Genomic DNA, 18069 nt, shown 5'->3' with positions numbered 1-18069 from the left:
CTCCAATCGTCGAGTGTTCACTTTTCACCGCCACAACTGTCCAGTTTTCAACCGCCGCCGACATCTCCGCCCCTGGGGAGGCTGTGGAGTTCCCGGGACGGGTGGAAATTACCGACTGAGTGCCAGCGGCGAGGCGGTGACCCGGAGCAGTCACGGCTTGCCGAGTCGGGGATCGCTGCCGCAGCCCCTCATCGAGCCGAGCCTTCGGCGCGCCGTCCCCACGGTAGCCGCACCACAGCCGTCGCGCTTGGCCCGCGTTCCAACGCACTACAGGTTCGCATTCGCGACGCAGTCAAAGGTGCGGCGCGGGGCCGGAATCAGACGTGCAGATCCGAAATCCCACCCCGCGCCACTGGGCGGCTTGACGACTCACTCTTCGAGGAGATCCACCCTGGATTCATGATAGACGGTCGGCTGCCGGCAACAATCCTCGCTGAGTTCAAGCACTCACGATGCGCCGGTCCGCGAGCTTTCCGTTACAAGTTTGCTGACTGTTCCGCCGGGTATCCGATGAAGGAAACTGCTTCAACATCTTCGGCAGCTCACAGCAGTTCAAAGCACTCTCGACAGTGGGCCACGCAAGGCGCTCGGATTTCTGACGGGTGCGAACAGCCGATTGTAAGCGCTCGACGTAGCGGTCGTAGCGCAGTTTGAGGTCGGCCCCACGTAACGACTCTCGGTGTCGTCGTCCGCGAAGGCGTCACCGTCGAGACGCGTGAGCAAGATCGCCACGGAGCCTGCCCACCAACTTCTCAGCCGCAGACACGGGGCGACCGATCACCACACCGAAGAGTTTCTGCCAGACGGAGCCCATCCGCACCTCCACAACGTGATGGAGCAGCAACGACATTGCCAAGACAGCGACGGCTGCCGCGAGGACCGCCAGCACGGGCCCCACCACCGGCACCAGCGACTGAATGATCCAATAGCCGAGTGCGCCATGGATCAGATAGACCGGATAGGTCAGCAGCCCGAGTTCCGCGGACAAGGGGAGCTTGATTTTCGCAACCGAGGGCACGGTCTGGAGCCAGATCAGTGCATAGAAAAGGACGATTAGGGCGAAGACCAAAGGGATCGAGAACTCGTAGCCCACGAGATTCTCGTTCGTCGGGATAGTGGGGAATTGGCGCCACGCGAAGATCAGACTGGCCGCGAGACTTGCTGCGAGACCAACCGCTCGCAGCCATGTCCAGCCACTGCTCATGACTGTCGCGATGATGGCTCCCCCAGCGAAGAGGGGGTAATACTCTCCGAGATAGGGAACTCGCGCGAGCGACGGAGCTACAACCGTCACGATCAGCATGACGAGCGCCCAGATCGGCATGAACTGGGCAAGCCTGTGACCCATGCCGAGTAGCACGAGAAGCCCCACGAGCGCGTAGAACGTGAGCTCGTAGAGAAGCGTCCAATACACGCCGTCGACGTAACTGAATCCGAAGATCTGTGGCGCCATCGTGAGATTGGCCAACCAGGCGGGGATCAGCCCGACCGGGTTCTTCTGCGTGCTGATGATGACGACAACGAAGCCGATGGTGAGCCCGAACCAGTAGGCCGGGTACAGGCGTTTGACACGACCGACGGCGAACGCGCTTGCGGACTTACCCACTGCGGACTTGAAGATGACGAAGCCACTGATCAGAAAGAACAGCCGAACGCCCATGTAACCGTAGAGTGCGACGTGCGAAAACGGACTGTAGTCGAGGTTGTCGTTCTTGCCGTTTGCGATGCCCCAGAGAAACCAGTGGTAAAGGACCACTGAGGCTGCCGCCGTGAAGCGCAAATAGTCGATCAGCGCTAGCCGAGCGCGCATTTTCCCCCCTAGGATCCGGCCTCTGATCTTACAGGAGCCGTTTCGGTCGCCCGGCGTCACCCTGTCGACGCGTCAGCACGTGAAACTGAGCGGGGCAACCTCGGGCTGGACGATCAAGGGTGCCACGAGGGTCTGGATCTCTTTCTCCGGTAGCGCAGAGACGTCGATGTCGATCGTCACTGTCTGTGTTTCGCCAGGGCCCGCCTGCAGTACGCCTCGGGCCACCGGATACTCATCGTCAACACCTACCAACGATTCCTCTTGACTAGTGCTCCCCGTGATTGATGCCACGGTGGCTCCTGGAGGCGCGTACACATACGTGAAGATGCGCAGGTCACCCCGAGGAATACGGAATCCATTGCCACTACCGCCCGTGATGAAGTCGGAGGTGTCGCCGACAGCCGCCGGGTCGAGAACGTTCGTGGCGATGATGTTCACGCGGATCTTGCGGGCACCATCCGTACACGTGGCTTGCCCTACCTCCATCGCCGTGCGCAGGTAGTAGTCCATCTTGGAACCTTGATAGTCGCTGATGTAGATCCCGACTTCGTGCGCCGCCTCTGTTCCAGTCGGAAGCCGACCCTGAAGGCCGGCTTGCTCGATGAGAGTCTGCACGGACTGATCGGTGCTATTCGCTACGACTCTACGTTCTGCGCCGCCGCGAGCTACCGCTTGCACGAACGAAGGAATGTCGACGTTGCCGTTCATGACCGAATTGAAGGTCAATCCGGCCGCCGCAGAGAAGTAGGCGTCCTGGGCATCCGGGTCTTCGGGGAACATCTGGTAAACGCCGTTGAGGAGAAGATCGATCGCATTCTCGGAGGTGAGCTGGTTCCCGTCCGGCAAGGCGATCGGTCCGGTGGCTGACAAGACATAGCTGAGCGCTGTCGGATCAATGAAGATGACGGTGTCGGGGGTGACGCCCCGCTGGTTGCCCCACATCGAGCGAGTAAGATCCGCCGCCACGGCCACTCGAGGGGTGAGTGTGTTGTTCTGGCTCTGCAGACCGAATGGCGTCAGGAAAAGTTGCCGGGCGGTGGCGGGAACCTTGCTGTTCGCGAAGTCCTCCGACTCGAAGTCGAAATCTCGACCGCTTGTCTCTTGGCTGATGGCGACCCGTCCCTGGTCGGCCGTGACGAGAATCTGAGCACCAGCGATGCCGCCGAGAGGCCTCGCCTCCGCCGAATTCTCGAAGACCAGAAGGTAGTTCCTGGCCCCATCAGCGCCCAGCAGCGCCGGAAGCACCGGAGCGAGCGATTTCGCACCGGCGATGGCCGGCTCGACCTCGCCGACCAGATTGTTGATCTCGATGACGGCGTTCTTGACCGGGCCGATCAGAGTATCCGTCTTGATCGCAGAGACCGATTCCTTCGCCCCGGTGAGAGCGGTTCCTGCGGAATCGAGGACTGGCATGACGGACTGTATCGCGGCGAGATCCACCGCCCCATTGACCGGCTTGAACACCTCCGGCGATAGCTTGTCGCCGAGTTGCACGGCCGGGACCACTGCGTTGTCGACCACGTCCGAGACGCTGTTCGTGATGGTACGCACGGCCACGAGGTTCTCACCGATTACGGGTACCATCTCGCCGATCGCCCAAGCGGGGCCCGATACCGCTTCGCGCGCACGCTCCACGTGTTCCTGAAGCTTCTCCGCATCCCCCTGGGCTGAGGTCGCTTCCCCCGCGAGCACTTTGTCTTTCACGGTGGACAGGAGAGGGCGCGATGCCTCAAGCTCATCCTTCACTGTGAGCGCACTGAGACCTACCCAGACCGCGCCTCCGGCGACGAGCACCAGAAACAAGAAGACCCCAGCCACCACCCAAGGCCAACGACGACGACGCCGACGGCGTCTCGGTCGATCAGTGGCCCGGGATCGGCGGGTAGGGGTCTCGTCGGTCACCGGGCAATTGTATTCGCACCCAGGTCACCCCGGCTGTGCAAACGGCGTGAGCGAAATGTCTCAGCGAGTGAGTCTCAGGGTATCCGCAGTCATGACCAGCGACTCCTCGGCGGCCGACGGGTCGTCGTTGAGCTGACTTCCAAGCGACGGGATCATGCGCTTCAGCTGCACCTCCCACGTCGCGTATTCCTCAGGGAAGCACGTTCTGAGGAGGTCGATCATGATCGGCACAGCGGTCGATGCACCCGGGGACGCCCCCAACAGTCCGGCTATCGAGCCGTCCGCCGCGGTGATGACCTCTGTTCCGAATTGGAGCACGCCCCCCTTATTTGCATCTTTCTTCATGACCTGCACTCGTTGACCGGCAGTGATCAGCTGCCAGTCCGCGGCTTCCGCTGTGGGCATGAACTCCCGCAGAGCCGCCAGCTTCTTCTTCTTGCTGGCCAGGAGTTCGCCGACCAAGTACTTGATCAGATCGAAATTGTCGCGCGCCACTGCCAGCATCGGCCCGAGGTTGTGCGGCCGGATCGAAAGGGGAAGGTCAAGAAACGATCCGCGCTTCAAGAACTTCGGGCTGAATCCTGCGTATGGGCCGAAGAGTAGCGAGGACTTACCGTTGACTACGCGCGTATCGAGGTGCGGCACCGACATCGGGGGCGCACCAACCGATGCCTTGCCATAGACCTTGGCATCGTGCTGGGCTACCACCTCCGGATTGTCGGTCTTGAAGAACATGCCGCTGATGGGAAAGCCTCCGAAGCCTCGAATCTCGGGAATCCGCGACTTCTGGAGAAGGGGCAGCGCATGACCGCCCGCACCGACGAAGACGAATCGTGCCGCGACAGAGTACGGCGTGCCGCCCACGGCCTCCCGCACGCGGACCGTCCACGAGCCGTCTGGGCGCTTCTTCAAACCGACGACCCGAGTCTCGAGCCTGATGTCGGCACCGGTTCTCTTGAGGTAATCGAAGAGACTGTGCGTGAGCGCGCCGAAATCGACATCGGTGCCGGACATGATCCTCGTCGCGGCGATCGATTCACCCTTCGCCCTGTCGCGGACCAGGAGCGGCGCCCATTGGTAGATCACCCGGGGGTCGTCACTGAACTCGATTCCTGCGAAGAGCGGTTCTTCACGCAGGATCTCAAAACGTCTGCGGAGATAGTCGACGTTCTTTTCGCCGCGCACGAAGGTCATGTGCGGGGTCGGGTTGATGAAGGCTTCCGGCTCCGGCAGAACTCCCAGATTGACGAGCGACGACCAGAACTGCCGGCTCACTTGGAACTGCTCGTTGATATTCAGCGCCTTCGACGGCTCCAGAGCTCCGTCGGGACCTTCGGGCATGTAGTTCAGCTCGGCCAGTGCCGCGTGTCCGGTGCCAGCGTTATTCCAGGCGTTCGAACTCTCCAGGGCGAAGTCGCTCAGCTGCTCGAAGACCGTAATGGTCCAGTCGGGTTGCAGGAGGCGGATCATTGCGCCGAGGGTGGCACTCATGATGCCACCACCGACCAGGACGACATCGACGCTGTTTGGTCTCACAATTCGATCCTACGCGGTTGTATACACCGAGAGTTCCACAGCCCGCGTGAAGAAGCGGCGATCTTTACGGCCGGCCCATGGCTCGATATTCCCACCCCGCTGCGCGCCACGTGGCGGAGTCGAGGACGTTCCTCCCGTCGATGATGCGCTTGGAACCCACTCCGGCCTCGATGTCGGCGGGAAGCAGTGCGCGATATTCCTTCCATTCCGTCAACAGCAGGACGACTTCTGCTTGTTCGACGGCCTCTGCCACCGAGGGCACGAAGTGCAGCTGAGGATGCTTGGCGCTTGCGTTCGCAATGGCCTCCGGGTCGGTGGCCGTGACGATCGCTCCGAGCCCGTTCAGCTGAACGGCGATGTCCAGCGCAGGCGAATCGCGGATGTCATCGGAATCGGGCTTGAAAGCCAGTCCCAGAACGGCGACCCGTTTGTTGAAGGCCTGGCCTCCCAACAGGTCGACCACCAGGTCGACGACATGCTGACGCCTGCGGAGATTGATCGAGTCCACCTCTTTGAGGAAGGCCAGCGACTCACCGCGACCGAGCTCTTCGGCCCGGGCGCCGAATGCGCGAATGTCCTTCGGCAGGCATCCGCCGCCGAAACCGATGCCCGCGTTCAAGAATCGACGGCCGATCCGGGCGTCGAAACCGATCGCGTCAGCGAGTTCGGTGACATTACCGCCCGTGACCTCGGCTATCTCGGCAATGGCGTTGATGAAAGAGATCTTGGTGGCGAGAAAGGCGTTGGCCGAGACCTTCACGAGTTCTGCCGTGGCGTAATCGGTCACCACGAGAGGCGTCTCTTCGGCGAGGGCCTTGGCGTAGACCGAGTTCAAGATGTTCGTCGACACTTCCGCGACCTCCGCGACCGGCGACACCCCATAGACCAGCCGATCGGGCGAGATGGTGTCCTCGACCGCGAAGCCCTCACGCAGGAATTCAGGGTTCCACGCCAAATTGGCACCCGGCACGGCGGATGTCACCTTATCGGCCAGGCGAGCGGCAGTGCCGACCGGAACCGTGGACTTGCCGACGACCAGATCGCCAGACTTGAGATGAGGGATGAGGGAATCGACTGCAGCATCGACGTACGTCAGGTCGGCGCTGTACGAGCCGGCCTTCTGCGGCGTGCCGACCGCGATGAAGTGCACGGTGGCGCCCTTCACGTCGGCCATGTCGGTGGAGAACGACAGCCTTCCTGATGCACCGGCGGAGGTCAAGATCTCGGGAAGTCCGGGTTCGAAGAAGGGAGCTCTACCGGCGGCGAGCGCTTCGATCTTGCGCTCGTCGACATCGATGCCGACCACCTCGTGTCCCAGCTCGGCCATAGCTGCCGCGTGGACTGCACCGAGGTACCCACATCCGATGACGGAGATCTTCATTCCAACAACCTTCCTGTGGGACCATCCGATCCCGGCCTGTATTTTCTAGCAGAGTTGTATTGCCGGTGTGTGTCGAGCAGCGCCTGCTGATGCCGCAGGAATCAGGCGGGAGCCCCAGCCGCTGTGTCGATCCTTGCCCACAGATAGGGAGCCAGTGTTTTCATATACGACTGTGTGACGTGATTCGCCGTGTCTCGGTAGACGATGACATTCCCGATCACGGAGGGACAGAAGTCGTCCGCACAGAAATAGTCGGTGAGATCGACGAGGGACACCCCGGGCATGTCGGCCGAGGCTTGGATCAAGGGGTCGGTCTGCGCGAAAGCATCCGCAGCCGAGGTTCCGCAGTCGTTGTCATTCGCCTGGAATCCGAATCTCGAGATACAGGCGAGCCCCTCCTCGGTGACGGCAGGCACGTCGCCCACTACGACCACTTTCGTGCCGAGGGAGGTTGCTGCTCCCCACGCAGTCCTGTACGCAGCTGCCGCTGACTCAGGGTCACCTCCGGCCCAGCGCGCACCTGTGGTGATGATGATGTCGTAGGGGTCTGCGGCCGATTCGAGCAGAGCCCGGGTCTGATCCATCGCCTCGACGCAGTTGCCCCCTGGAAGCGGATTCTTCCATTGACATCCATTACCGACGTAGGTGTCGAGCGACCAGTTGCGTGCCTTCAATTCAGGCACGAGCGCGGGGAGGAGCACCGCCGCGTGACTGTCGCCGACCAGCGCGACCCGTGTTGCGTCCGCTGACTTCGAACCGTAATTGCAGGTGCGGAACGGCTGTTCGGCGAGCTTGTAGCAGTCGAACGATATCCCCGTGTCGGCTGCGAGTCCGTCCACCGAAGGGGTCAATTCGTTAGGGATGCTGTTCAGATCGCAGGACGGCGACTTGGTGGCGTCCATGAAGTCGGCTCCGGAGCACGGCTCCGAGGCGGCCGCAGTAGGCACTCCCTGCCCATTCGTCGAGTCGGGTTGATAGACGGCGACGGTGCTGGTGGGCTGCGGGGCGAGAGCGACAGCGAGCAGCACGACCGCCAGAACTCCACTCGCCACAATGCCCACGACCTGAGAGGCAGGGAGCCGCGCCTTTCGATGTCGACGCTGGCGCGCGCGTCGCCTCGCGCGTCTTTTCGCCTCAGAGTTCCGGGGCTCGAGCCACGCAGAGTCGCGAATAGTGTTCTCGACCAGGTGGTAGCTCAGGATCGCAAGGACGAACATCGTCGCGAGGCATGCGAGGAAGTAGATGACCGTGTCCGACGGAACTAGTGCCGCGAGGAGGATGATGACGGGGAAATGCCAGAGGTACAGCGAGTAGGAGATGTCGCCCACATAACGGCTGACGCGGTTGGTCAGCGGAAGGAGAGCCCAGTTGTACGTTGAGCCCCTGGCCCCCGTTCCGGCCGCAATCAGCAGCGCGGTCGAGAGCACCGGTAGTGCGGCGCCAGGGCCGGGAAACGGCACCTGAGGGGAGATCACGAACACGGAGGCGACTATGCCCGCAAGACCCATCCAGCCGAGGACTGGTCGGAGGGCGTTGGGCACGATCGTGGACACCACAGGGACGAGAGCGGCGAGGATGGCACCCACCCCCAACTCCCATGCCCTCGAGAACGTCGAGAAATAGGCGAAACTCGGGTTACTCGATGTCTCGTAAACCGACCACACGAACGAAGCGACCGTCGCGGCAATGAAGGCAACGAGCACGAATCGTCTGCGCGAGTTGTGTGCGAAACCGAGGCGGGCTGTGACCAAGAAGATACCCAGCATCATCCAAGGCCATACGAAGTAGAACTGTTCCTCTACCGAAAGTGACCAGTAGTGCTGCAATGGCGAGGGTGGCAGGCCGAGTTGGAAATAGTCCGTGCCTACTAGTGCCATGTGCCAGTTGGCCGAGAAGAAGAACGCCCAGAAACCGTCGACGGCCGTCTGAACCGCTCGCCCCTGCGGCAGTAGAACGAAGGACGCGGCGATGGTGACGACGATCACGAGGGTCGCTGCAGGCAGGATTCTGCGGATGCGCCTTCGGTAGAAGCCCAGGAAGGAGATGTGCTCGGTCTTCTGGTATTCGCGCAGGACGATCCCCGTGATGAGGAATCCGCTGACGACAAAAAAGACGTCGACTCCGACGAAGCCGCCGGTGGGCCATGCGAACAGGTGATCCATGATCACCGCGATCACCGCGATGGCGCGGAGCCCCTGGATATCGGGCCGGAAGGAACTCTTCGGCAGCGCGTCCGTCACTGCGGTGTTCTCATTGCCGATCGGCGATGGCATTTTCGACCCCCCTACACATGCCAGACGCTGGGTGTTGAGCCTGGTGATGCTGTGACCGAGCTCCCCCACTGCGTGCTGTCCCGCGAACACACGCTATCATCGGCGCGATGCAGTCGCTCAGTAGGCGTTATCGAGTGCTTCTACGATGGGCTCCGCGGGCGACCCTGAAACGGTGCACGACTGCGTGCCAGGCCCGGCTTCGACTCTTTCAACGGGAATGGAGACCGTCCAGATGCCTGCGTCGATCTCATGGATCTCGCTGTCCTGGAACGGCGCCCGGCTCACCAACATCCCCGGATCGAACAGCTCATCGTGACGAGCGCTGCATGCTTGGTACACCGCCTCGGGAGTCCAACCGTTGACGAGAGTGTCTTCGGGTGCCACAGGTAGTTCGGGCGCTTCTCCTGGGGCGTCTGCGGTCGCTGTGGAATCACCAGCCGAGGTTGGAGGTGGAGTGGTGTCATCAGGGGCCGGGGCGGATCCATCCGCTGGGGCACTCGGCTGAGTCGTGGCAGTCGGCGGGAACGTCACGACCGTCGAACTCGGGCTCGTCGAGGGCGCGTCGCAGGCAGCAAGTCCGATGGTCACAAGCGCGAGCATCGAGAAGGCAAAGACTCGTCGACGTCCCATGCCGGACACGATACCGCGACGTGGCCTCTCCGCCATCGGGTGACTCAGCTCATCTGCGTCCACCGACCGCCACCAGACCCGTCGGCCGGAAGCCAGGCCAGATGCATCGACGACCCCGGCTGAAGGACGGAGCTCCTCCGACCGGCTAAGTCGGTGTTCGCATCAGGGCCGTGGTCCACGGTCAGATCGCCATCGCCTCCGCTGTTCCTGACGAACAGCTGCTGGCCGAAGCCGTCGCCGGGAAGGAGGTTCGCGACTGTCCGCCCTCGACTGTCCGGGATGCAGTCCAGGAAGACGGTACCGCGGCAGAGCGCGATCAGACGCGCTGTCCGAGGGCTTTCAACATCTGCCCCCCGCACGACGAGGCTGTTGCTGTTCGCCGAGGTCGATCGCACGTTGTAGCTGACCGAACCGCCTGCGCCTGCGTCGTCAACGATCGGCCGGTCCGCAGCCGGGATGAACGGCTCATCCGCCTCCATCGTGATGTACTTCGTGGCGGATGGACCGTTCGTCACGAGCTGACCGAACTGGGAGTCGAGATTGTGGAGAACGGCCTGCCTGACGTCGAGCGTCTGCGACTCCTCGGCGCCCCCATCGGCGCTGAACACGGTCAATCGCGGTCCCGTAATCTCTGTCGCTCGGGTCGTATCGATAACGATGCCGGACGCCTCGAGAGAGCAGTCTCTGACCAGGGAGATCAATGCCTCATCATCCGCATTGTCTATTTTCGGTCCCATCTCCACCCACCAGTTGTCAGCCCGGATGCGACTTCCTCTCAGGTCCATCACGCGACGTGACACGCCACGAGCCGTCACGTTGACGACCGACGAGCACTCCTGCTCTCCGACGAGATTGGAGCGGAGGACCGTTGCCACGTTCTCGACGCTGAGGCCGTCGACTAGGTGCGAGTCGCAATCGGCTTGCGCATTGTCCACATAGAACGCGACCGCGGGGCCGTTGACGTCCCGAGCGAGGCCGCCGAGAATCCGGTGACCTCGACCGCGCAGTGCGAACGCACTTCGGCCTCCGATGGCCGTGCAATTCACGAAGCTGGTGCCACGACCGCCGTGGTGAGTGTTCCAGGCGCTGGTGGTCGCCGCCGTGCAGACGGAATTCGAGACACTGGTGAACTCCGGGCGCCCGTAGCGGGCCAAGGTCGGCTCATTCGCAGCCGACCCGACCACCCCGTCGGTGTAAGCATGTCGCACCTGACTGAACACACATCCGTCGACCGCGCCCCCGAAGGATTGGCTGTTCATGACGGCGTACCCGAACCGCCCATTGACAGGGTCGTCTATGAGGCGCTGCACGACCGAATCGCGGAAGGAGAACCCGTAACAGCTGACGAATTGGACGCCCATGCCGTTGCCGCGGCGGATTCGAATCGCGCTCACCTTCGGAGCGATCATCGACGAGATCCGTATGTGCTCCGACGACCAGTCCTGATTGGCCAGTGCGCCATCTGTCATATCGAATTCAAGCCCTTCGATCGAGATCGTCGCCTCGGACATTCGAGCGACTCTGACGTTCGTGACGAAGTCATCGCGAAGAGAGCCGAAAAGACGCACCTTTCGCCCGTCGATCTCCGCGATCACGAGGAACTGACCGACCCTGTTCAAACGATCACCGTCAGGATCCGAGAGCTTGGTCACCCTGGCACCCTTCGCGGAATCGTCAGCGACCAGCTTGACGATGTCACCGACTCGCCAGCCAGGCGGCACAGCTCTCAGTTCGATCTCGGTCCCCGGGGTGAGGTTGTTGCCGTCGATGGAGTCCTGCCCCGGGATGCCGATCGCGAGAGGGAGGGCGGTCGGCGTGAAGACTGTCTCGAAGCCGCCACGGAAGATGATGCCGGCACCCGCGCCGGTGCGCACCAGTGTCGCCCCGAATCCCCGCAGCGACAATGACTTCGTCGTGGTGCCGTCGTCTTCGAGATTCTGCAAGGGCTCATCCAACAAGTAACGGCCAGGTGGAATGACGAGTGTGGCACCCGCAGGCAGTGTGGCGATCAATGCGTTGAGTCCCTCGGACGAATCGGATTCTCCAGTCGGGTCGATGCCGTCATACTGCTCAGGGTCCGCCACGTAGGCGATTGCGTCGACGCGGCGTCGTTCCGCCAAGATCCGAGGTCGTGGGCTACCAGTGAGAACGTTGCCTTCGGCGTCCAACGCCGCGACGCCTGAAGGCACACCACGTTGGCCTTCTGGGATGAATGGCCCTTCTGACGAATCGGCGGATCGAAAAGCGCCGGCCAGCGGTGCTGCACCCAGAGCAAGTGCCCCGGCCAGGAGACCTCGACGGGCAATTCGGCCGGCATCGTTCAGGTCAGGCACCGCTCGTCTCCTTGACGTCGAGGGGTTTCAGCGCCACGCCCTCGCCGAATCACAGCAGGACGCGGTCTCGTAGCGTGACTAACTGGGCCGCGTCACCGTTGTTGCAGGAAGAAGGAATCGCGAGTCAGAGGCCGCGAGTCGAGCTTTGCGCTTCCGCACCGCGCCGACTTCAGGTATCTCGAATTTTGTGGACTCGACGGAGGCATCGGGGCGGGCGGGCATGATGCCCGTAAGGTCGGTGCGTACATCGGTGATGACTCGCACCACTCTGACACCCAGGAGCTTCGACAACGAACCGAAGTGGGCTTCAGTGGAGACCTGAGGTCGTCTCGGGGCGGTCGACGCGCCGGGAAAGCGAAACTGTCCTGGGGCTGCTGTCGGCCGCACCTGCGCACCCTTGTCGGGCAGGTCCAGGTGATAGGCGCTCGTGCGATCGTCAGCAACGACCGCATTCGCGGCTGTCGCGCCACCCGTCAACGACGAGATGTCGAGCTTGGTAGGCAGGGGCTCCCGAGTTGTGGCGCTGGCCGCACCTTTCGAACGATCTCGCTCGACGTCGACATGCGCCATGGTGCGCATTCGCGCGAGGCGCACTCTCGCGAGGACGAATGAGATGATCGCCGCCAGCACGACCAGGCCAACCGCCGCTCCCCCGAAGACAAGCGGCATGCTGTCGCGTGCGGCTCCGCTCGACGGTGGATAGAACGGAGCGAAGATATCGACTGCGGGAATCGGGGTCGGGGTCGGGGTCGGTGTGGGTGTCTCGACGGGCGCAACCGGGATCTGCTCCTCCGAGTCGAGGTCATCGGAGAATTCGTTCTGGTCTACCTCGTCCGCCGGGCCCTCGTCGGTCACATCCGGGACCGATTCCTCGGGCTGAGGAGCCTCAACCGGCTGTTCGGGTGCAGGGACGGGAACCTCGGGCTCGCCGGGATCCACCGGGACCTCCGTAGGGAGGGGCTCCGGCTCCACAGGTTCGTCCGTGGGTTCAGGCTCCGGGTCCACCGTGGGTTCCGGCTCGGGCACGACGATTGGCGAATCGAGATCGATCTCCGCCACAACTCCGCTCGTGATCGGCTGAGCGGCGGCAGACGCGAGAGACGCGTTGCACAGCAGCAGCGCAGCCATGAAGGCGAGCCCCAGGCCGGTGATTCGCGCCTTCTCCACAAGGTCTCCCTGTTGCAGGTAGTTGATCCGGAATCGAGCAGTCGGTCTGCACGATCATAACGGACATTCGCAGCGAGGCAGCCGAGAGAGGTGGGCGACCAATGCCGACCGAGATGTCGACGACGAGGCTAGTTTTCAGAACCGATGAACGAGTGTGAAACAATCGTCGCGGGGCACAGGCTCGGTCTCTTCCGAAGTCGAGACAATTTCGCCGCACCTGCTGAATTGACGAGAGGCAACCGAGAGTGACGTTACAAGACTACATTCGAGTGCTCCGGAAGGGCTGGGTGTTCATCGTCATCGGAGTGCTTCTCGGCATCGCGGCAGGGTCAGCATTGGCGATTGTCGCCACACCGAGATATCAGTCGATGACGAAGATCTTCGTCTCCGTGCAGAGCACAGACACATCGAGCCCCGGCGAACTCGTGTCGGGGAACAGCTATGCACAGCAGAAGGTGAAGTCCTACGTTGACGTGGTGGGCAGCCCCTCAGTGCTCGATCCTGTCATCCGTGAACTGGGCCTTGACGTGAGCGCCGCGGAACTCGCCAACCAGATCACGGCCTCGTCGAACACAGGGACTGTCATCATCGAGATCACCGCCACCGACACCGATCCCCAAATGGCCGCCAACATCGCGAACGCCACGGCCTCCAGCTTCCAGACGGTCGTCGTCGACCAGCTCGAGAAGCCGTCCGGCGGGGGCCCCAGCCTGGTGAAGGTGCAGACAGTTCAGCCCGCCGAACCCTCCACGCAGCCGTCCAGTCCGAACCTGGCTCTGAATCTCGCGATCGGCGGTGCGCTGGGCCTCCTTCTCGGGCTTGCAGCGGCCACCCTCCGCTCAACGCTCGATACGAGGGTCCATGGACGACACGACGTCGAAGCCTTGACGGACATTCCGATCATCGGCGGCACGACGTACGATCCTGAGTCGAACAAGCATCCACTGATCGTCCACACCGACCCGCGCAATCCGCGCGCCGAGTCATTCCGCGCACTGAGAACGAACTTGCGTTTCGTCAACGCCACCGATGACAGTCGCGCATTCGTCGTGACGTCATCCATCCCGGGAGAAGGCAAGAGCACGACGACGGCGAACCTCGCACTGGCCCTCGCCGAGACCGGCGCCCGAGTCGTTCTGATCGATGCCGACCTCCGCCTGCCGAAGCTCGCCGAGTACATGGGACTGGAGGGTTCCGCCGGCCTGACCGACGTACTCATCGGCCGCGCCGCGCTGGCCGATGTCCTTCAGCGCTGGGGCTCTAAAGACCTCTTCGTGCTGCCCGCGGGTCAGGTGCCCCCCAACCCCAGCGAACTCCTCGGGTCCGACGCGATGGTGAGCCTGCTCGCAGCCCTGAACGAGCAGGTCGACTACGTTCTCCTGGATTCACCACCTCTCCTTCCCGTCACGGACGCGGCGGTACTGAGCAACCTGACCGCCGGCGCAATCGTGGTCGCGGCCGCAGGCAAGGTCAAGAAGTCCGAGCTCAGCGCCGCACTCCGCAACCTCAATCAAACGAACAGCAAGGTCGCCGGGATCGTTCTCACCATGCTGCCGAGCAAGGGACCCGACTCGTACGGCGGTAGCGAATACAGCTACTACGGTGGCGGGCAGGCCGAAGCTGAAGCGGTCCTGAAGTCTCGTCCTCGCCGGGGTCGCAAATAGTTCACCTGCGCTGATCAGTCACCGCTCTGGACGAGGGAAGTGGATCATGGGGAAGAGTCCGAAGGGCAGGGAGAACCGAAGTCGGTGGCTGGTGGCCGCCGTTGCGATCGCGGTATTCGTGGCGGTAGACGTTGCGCTGGTATTCGTTGCGACGTCATCAGGCTCCCTACCGGTCTCGACCGTGGTGCCCATCTCCCCTTCGGCGGCCTCCGATGACGCATCGACCCCTATCGATGCGGTTGATGCGGCAGCTATCGCACCCTCATCACGCCTTCTCACCGCTTGGGATGCCTCCTCGGCCTGGCGCTTGGACGTCGGCAGCTGCCCGGAGAGTGACGTCGTGGTCGAACACTCGGTCGACGGTGGCCGCACCTGGGATGGTTATGACCTCGGAGCCAACGGCGGGCTGTCGTCCGCGACGGCTCTGCAAGCCATCGACGACGCGAGGTCGGTTATCTTGATCGCGTTCGCCACTGCCGATTGCGCTCCGTCGTGGGTCGAGTCATCCACGGCAGGCTCATCCTGGGCCTCATACCCGGGTCGCACGTCGACAGCGTGGTTCATCACCCCATCGAACCGCGCGGTCGTGCAGACTCCGACAGGGCCGCTGCCAGCTCCCTGCGCGGCGGTAGTGGGGCTAGCATCGATCGATGCCGGGAAGGCTGCAGCACTGTGCTCAGATGGTCAGGTGCACCGCACGGATGACGGGGGCGTCTCCTGGACGCTTTCGCCGACCATCGCCGGGGCAGCTGCGATCGGTTCCACGGTCGACGGCTACCTGGTCGCTTCAACCGAGACTCGAGCCGCTTGTCAGGGCATATCGATCTTCGAACTCGGATCGTCGAGGGACGGTACTCCAGAGCCTGTGACCGACTGTCTGGCCAGTGACACGACCGGTGATGACATTGCTCTTTCAGGCAACATTTCTGCGATCTGGGTGTGGGCTGGAACAAGTGTCTTGCGGTCGCGCGACGGCGGGTCTACTTGGCAGTGAGAATATCTCCACTCACCGAGCTAGGAAGCCCGGCTCATCGTGCCAGGGATTCCCTGCACACGGCGACCTCGTATGCGGATCGCGCCACGATGACGTAGGCTCGGTCGCGGGTAGGCATTGGGGTGCTGAAAATGAATACAGAAAACTTTGAGGACCGTTCGACTCGGCGCGGCTTTCTGGCTTTGGGTGGCCTGACAGCGGCGGGATTTCTGACGACGAGCGTGCTGGAACCGGCCGGGGCAGCCCATGCGGCCACCACCGTTTCCAGCGTGAATGGCAAGTCGGGTGATGTCGTGCTGACATCAGCTGACGTGGCGGCCGCGCCTGCAAACGAGGGCGATCCGACCACGATCGTGGCTCACCCGAGCAGGTTCAGTGGCATCGACCCCACGGGGTCGGCCGACTCGAGCGCGGGGCTTCAAGCCGCCCTGGCGGCAACACCCGACGGCGGTACCTTGATCATCCCTGCGGGTCGATATCGCATGGACGGCCAGTTGAGCGTCGGCGCCGAGCGCTCGGTGAGTGTGGTCGCGAACGGCGCCACGCTCGTGCAGAACACCGCCAATCCGCTGTTCAATGTCGGCGGTTCGTACTCTGCCGTTGTGAAGGTCACGTCCATTTCGAACCAGAACGTGACTTCGGATGCCGGCGCTGTGACGGAAGCCACCGTCATCACCACCGCCACAACCCAGCCATGGGTGCGCGGCGATGTGATCAAGCTCGTGTCGGACGATCTCATCGAGACTGCGAGGCCGGGAGGCGGCGGCAGCGAGTCACGGATAGGCGAATTCGTGGTCGTCCGGTCTGTGTCGGGAACCACCGTGACATTGGCGTCCCGCGTGCGCGAGAACTACGTCACGAATATCCGTGCGGCCCGTATCTCACAGAAGACATTCAGTCTCGATGGCGGCACGTACGAGACTACGGCGACCGGATTGACGAAGCCCTACGGCACCATGTTCTTCTTCTATCGTCTGAGGAACCCGCGGGTGACGAACATCACAGTCCGCCAGGCATCGTCGATCGTCTTGTCCTTCACCTCGTGCTTCGGTTACACCGTGCAGGATGTCGACATCGCCGGCGCGGTGGATCGCGTCGGGAACAACCAGATCGGATATGCGGTCCACGATGCATCCTCGTCATTCGGGAGGGTCATCGGCGGCGTGTTCCGGCACGTCCGCCATGCGTTCACGGACGACTCCCCTCGGGTTGCCGCGAATGCCGACCTCCTGACCAGTTACGGCCGTTCGTACGCGGCGCACATCATCGGAGGATCGGCCATCGGCACGACCTCGAATGCCTGGGACACCCATCACTGCTCGGAGGGGATCGAATTCATCTCGTGCAGTGCTACAGGTGGGGTGGCCGAGGAGAACGCGGGAATCGCCGGCTTCGCGCTTCGAGGGATCAATCATCGGGTGGTGAACTGCACGACACGGAACACCAACCTCGGGGTGCTCATCTTCACCGAGGGCGGGGGTGGCCAGTCCTATGGTCATGTCGTGGACAATCTCGTGGTCCGCAATGCCGCTTCTTGGGGACTCAATGTGAACGTGAACCAAGCCGGGCATCCGAGCGCCAATACCCGTGATGTACGAGAGAACGTCCATGTCGACGGCTTGGTGGTGATCGGAGGGCCTCGATTCATCGCCGTCTCGAACGGTATCGCCACAGTGAAGAACTCGAAGTACGTCGTGGAGGCCGGCACCGATGGGCAGACCTATGACGGCCTGCTGACGAAGAACTCGAAGTTGAACATCGACAACATGGTGCTTGACTACGAGGCGAACACAAAGGGGACGCCTCGTCCGATCATCGCCACGTCGAGTGCGGGATTCACGCCGGGGACACAGGAGACGAACTTCAACAGGATCGAGATACGGGCGACCAGCTCCGTAGCGAGCCGTGCGAGCAGAGCCCTCAACGGCGGCTCGCACGACCTTCGGGGAAAGAACTTGACCTTCTCCTATCCGTTCACGGTCATGCCCGGAGAGCGTTCGGCCAAGTCCGTCATAAATTGGGAGTGCACGGCGGGAAGCGATGTGGTGAACGGCGACCTCAACTCCGCCTACGTCTATGTGTCAGGCACCGATCTCACGAAGCTCTTGGATCGGGTCGTCCAGAGCCCCGATCCTCACGTGATGGTGCGAGGTGTGCTCGGCTCCGCGAATCAGACAACCCTGACCTTCCCGCAAGGCAACGTGCGTGGGCAACTCGTCACCGTTTGGATGGCGGAGAACTCGTCGGGGTCACTGAAGGTCAAGCACGGGAACACATATCGCACCATCCTGGTGGCCGGGGCAGACAAGGTACTCCGCAAGAGCTCACAGATGCGGTTCGTGTGGGACGGCACGCTCTGGCGAGAGCTCGCCTGAACGT

At 62.6% G+C, this 18069-nt stretch carries 10 protein-coding genes; 3 read left to right on the top strand and 7 right to left on the bottom strand.

What is annotated here, in order from left to right; all coding sequences use genetic code 11:
- Positions 1-700 precede the first annotated feature (700 nt).
- From N1031_RS17285 to N1031_RS17255, 7 genes are all read right to left on the bottom strand, one after another.
- Positions 701-1810, bottom strand: a complete 1110-nt coding sequence (locus tag N1031_RS17285; protein WP_259481014.1) for an acyltransferase family protein — start codon at positions 1808-1810, stop codon at positions 701-703.
- Between the two features lie 72 nt (positions 1811-1882).
- Positions 1883-3712, bottom strand: coding sequence for a DUF4012 domain-containing protein (locus tag N1031_RS17280; RefSeq protein ID WP_259481013.1), 1830 nt, complete (start codon positions 3710-3712; stop codon positions 1883-1885).
- 60 nt (positions 3713-3772) lie between these two features.
- On the bottom strand, positions 3773-5248 hold the full coding sequence (locus N1031_RS17275; protein ID WP_259481012.1) for a malate:quinone oxidoreductase: 1476 nt from the start codon (positions 5246-5248) through the stop codon (positions 3773-3775).
- 64 nt (positions 5249-5312) lie between these two features.
- Entirely contained in the window at positions 5313-6629 is a 1317-nt protein-coding gene (locus N1031_RS17270) for a UDP-glucose dehydrogenase family protein (protein WP_259481011.1), read from the bottom strand.
- Positions 6630-6730: 101 nt separating this feature from the next.
- Positions 6731-8902: an acyltransferase family protein gene (locus N1031_RS17265; RefSeq protein ID WP_259481010.1), complete on the bottom strand. Its 2172-nt coding sequence runs from the start codon at positions 8900-8902 to the stop codon at positions 6731-6733.
- A gap of 674 nt (positions 8903-9576) precedes the next feature.
- Entirely contained in the window at positions 9577-11865 is a 2289-nt protein-coding gene (locus N1031_RS17260; protein WP_259481009.1) for a hypothetical protein, read from the bottom strand.
- Positions 11866-11943: 78 nt separating this feature from the next.
- A complete protein-coding gene (locus N1031_RS17255) occupies positions 11944-13032 on the bottom strand; it encodes a hypothetical protein (protein ID WP_259481008.1) in 1089 nt (362 codons plus the stop codon).
- Between the two features lie 245 nt (positions 13033-13277).
- Here N1031_RS17255 and N1031_RS17250 point away from each other — a divergent pair, with 245 nt between their 5' ends.
- From N1031_RS17250 to N1031_RS17240, 3 genes are all read left to right on the top strand, one after another.
- On the top strand, positions 13278-14696 hold the full coding sequence (locus N1031_RS17250; protein ID WP_259481007.1) for a tyrosine-protein kinase domain-containing protein: 1419 nt from the start codon (positions 13278-13280) through the stop codon (positions 14694-14696).
- A 91-nt stretch (positions 14697-14787) separates the two neighbouring features.
- Positions 14788-15690, top strand: coding sequence for a sialidase family protein (locus N1031_RS17245; protein ID WP_259481006.1), 903 nt, complete (start codon positions 14788-14790; stop codon positions 15688-15690).
- A gap of 131 nt (positions 15691-15821) precedes the next feature.
- On the top strand, positions 15822-18065 hold the full coding sequence (locus N1031_RS17240; RefSeq protein WP_445727687.1) for a hypothetical protein: 2244 nt from the start codon (positions 15822-15824) through the stop codon (positions 18063-18065).
- Positions 18066-18069 lie beyond the last annotated feature (4 nt).

Origin of the sequence: Herbiconiux moechotypicola (assembly GCF_024979255.1) — a bacterium.
In the GTDB taxonomy this organism is placed as follows: Bacteria; Actinomycetota; Actinomycetes; order Actinomycetales; family Microbacteriaceae; genus Herbiconiux; species Herbiconiux moechotypicola.
The sequence above is the reverse complement of the archived record's forward strand: the minus strand, read 5'-3'. Positions and strand labels throughout refer to the sequence as shown.

Bases quoted from the DNA above. Each gene is read 5' to 3' on its own strand.
- N1031_RS17285 (WP_259481014.1), bottom strand. From the start codon at position 1,810: ATGCGCGCTCGGCTAGCGCTGATCGACTATTTGCGCTTCACGGCGGCA.
- N1031_RS17270 (WP_259481011.1), bottom strand. From the start codon at position 6,629: ATGAAGATCTCCGTCATCGGATGTGGGTACCTCGGTGCAGTCCACGCG.
- N1031_RS17265 (WP_259481010.1), bottom strand. From the start codon at position 8,902: ATGCCATCGCCGATCGGCAATGAGAACACCGCAGTGACGGACGCGCTG.
- N1031_RS17240 (WP_445727687.1), top strand. From the start codon at position 15,822: ATGAATACAGAAAACTTTGAGGACCGTTCGACTCGGCGCGGCTTTCTG.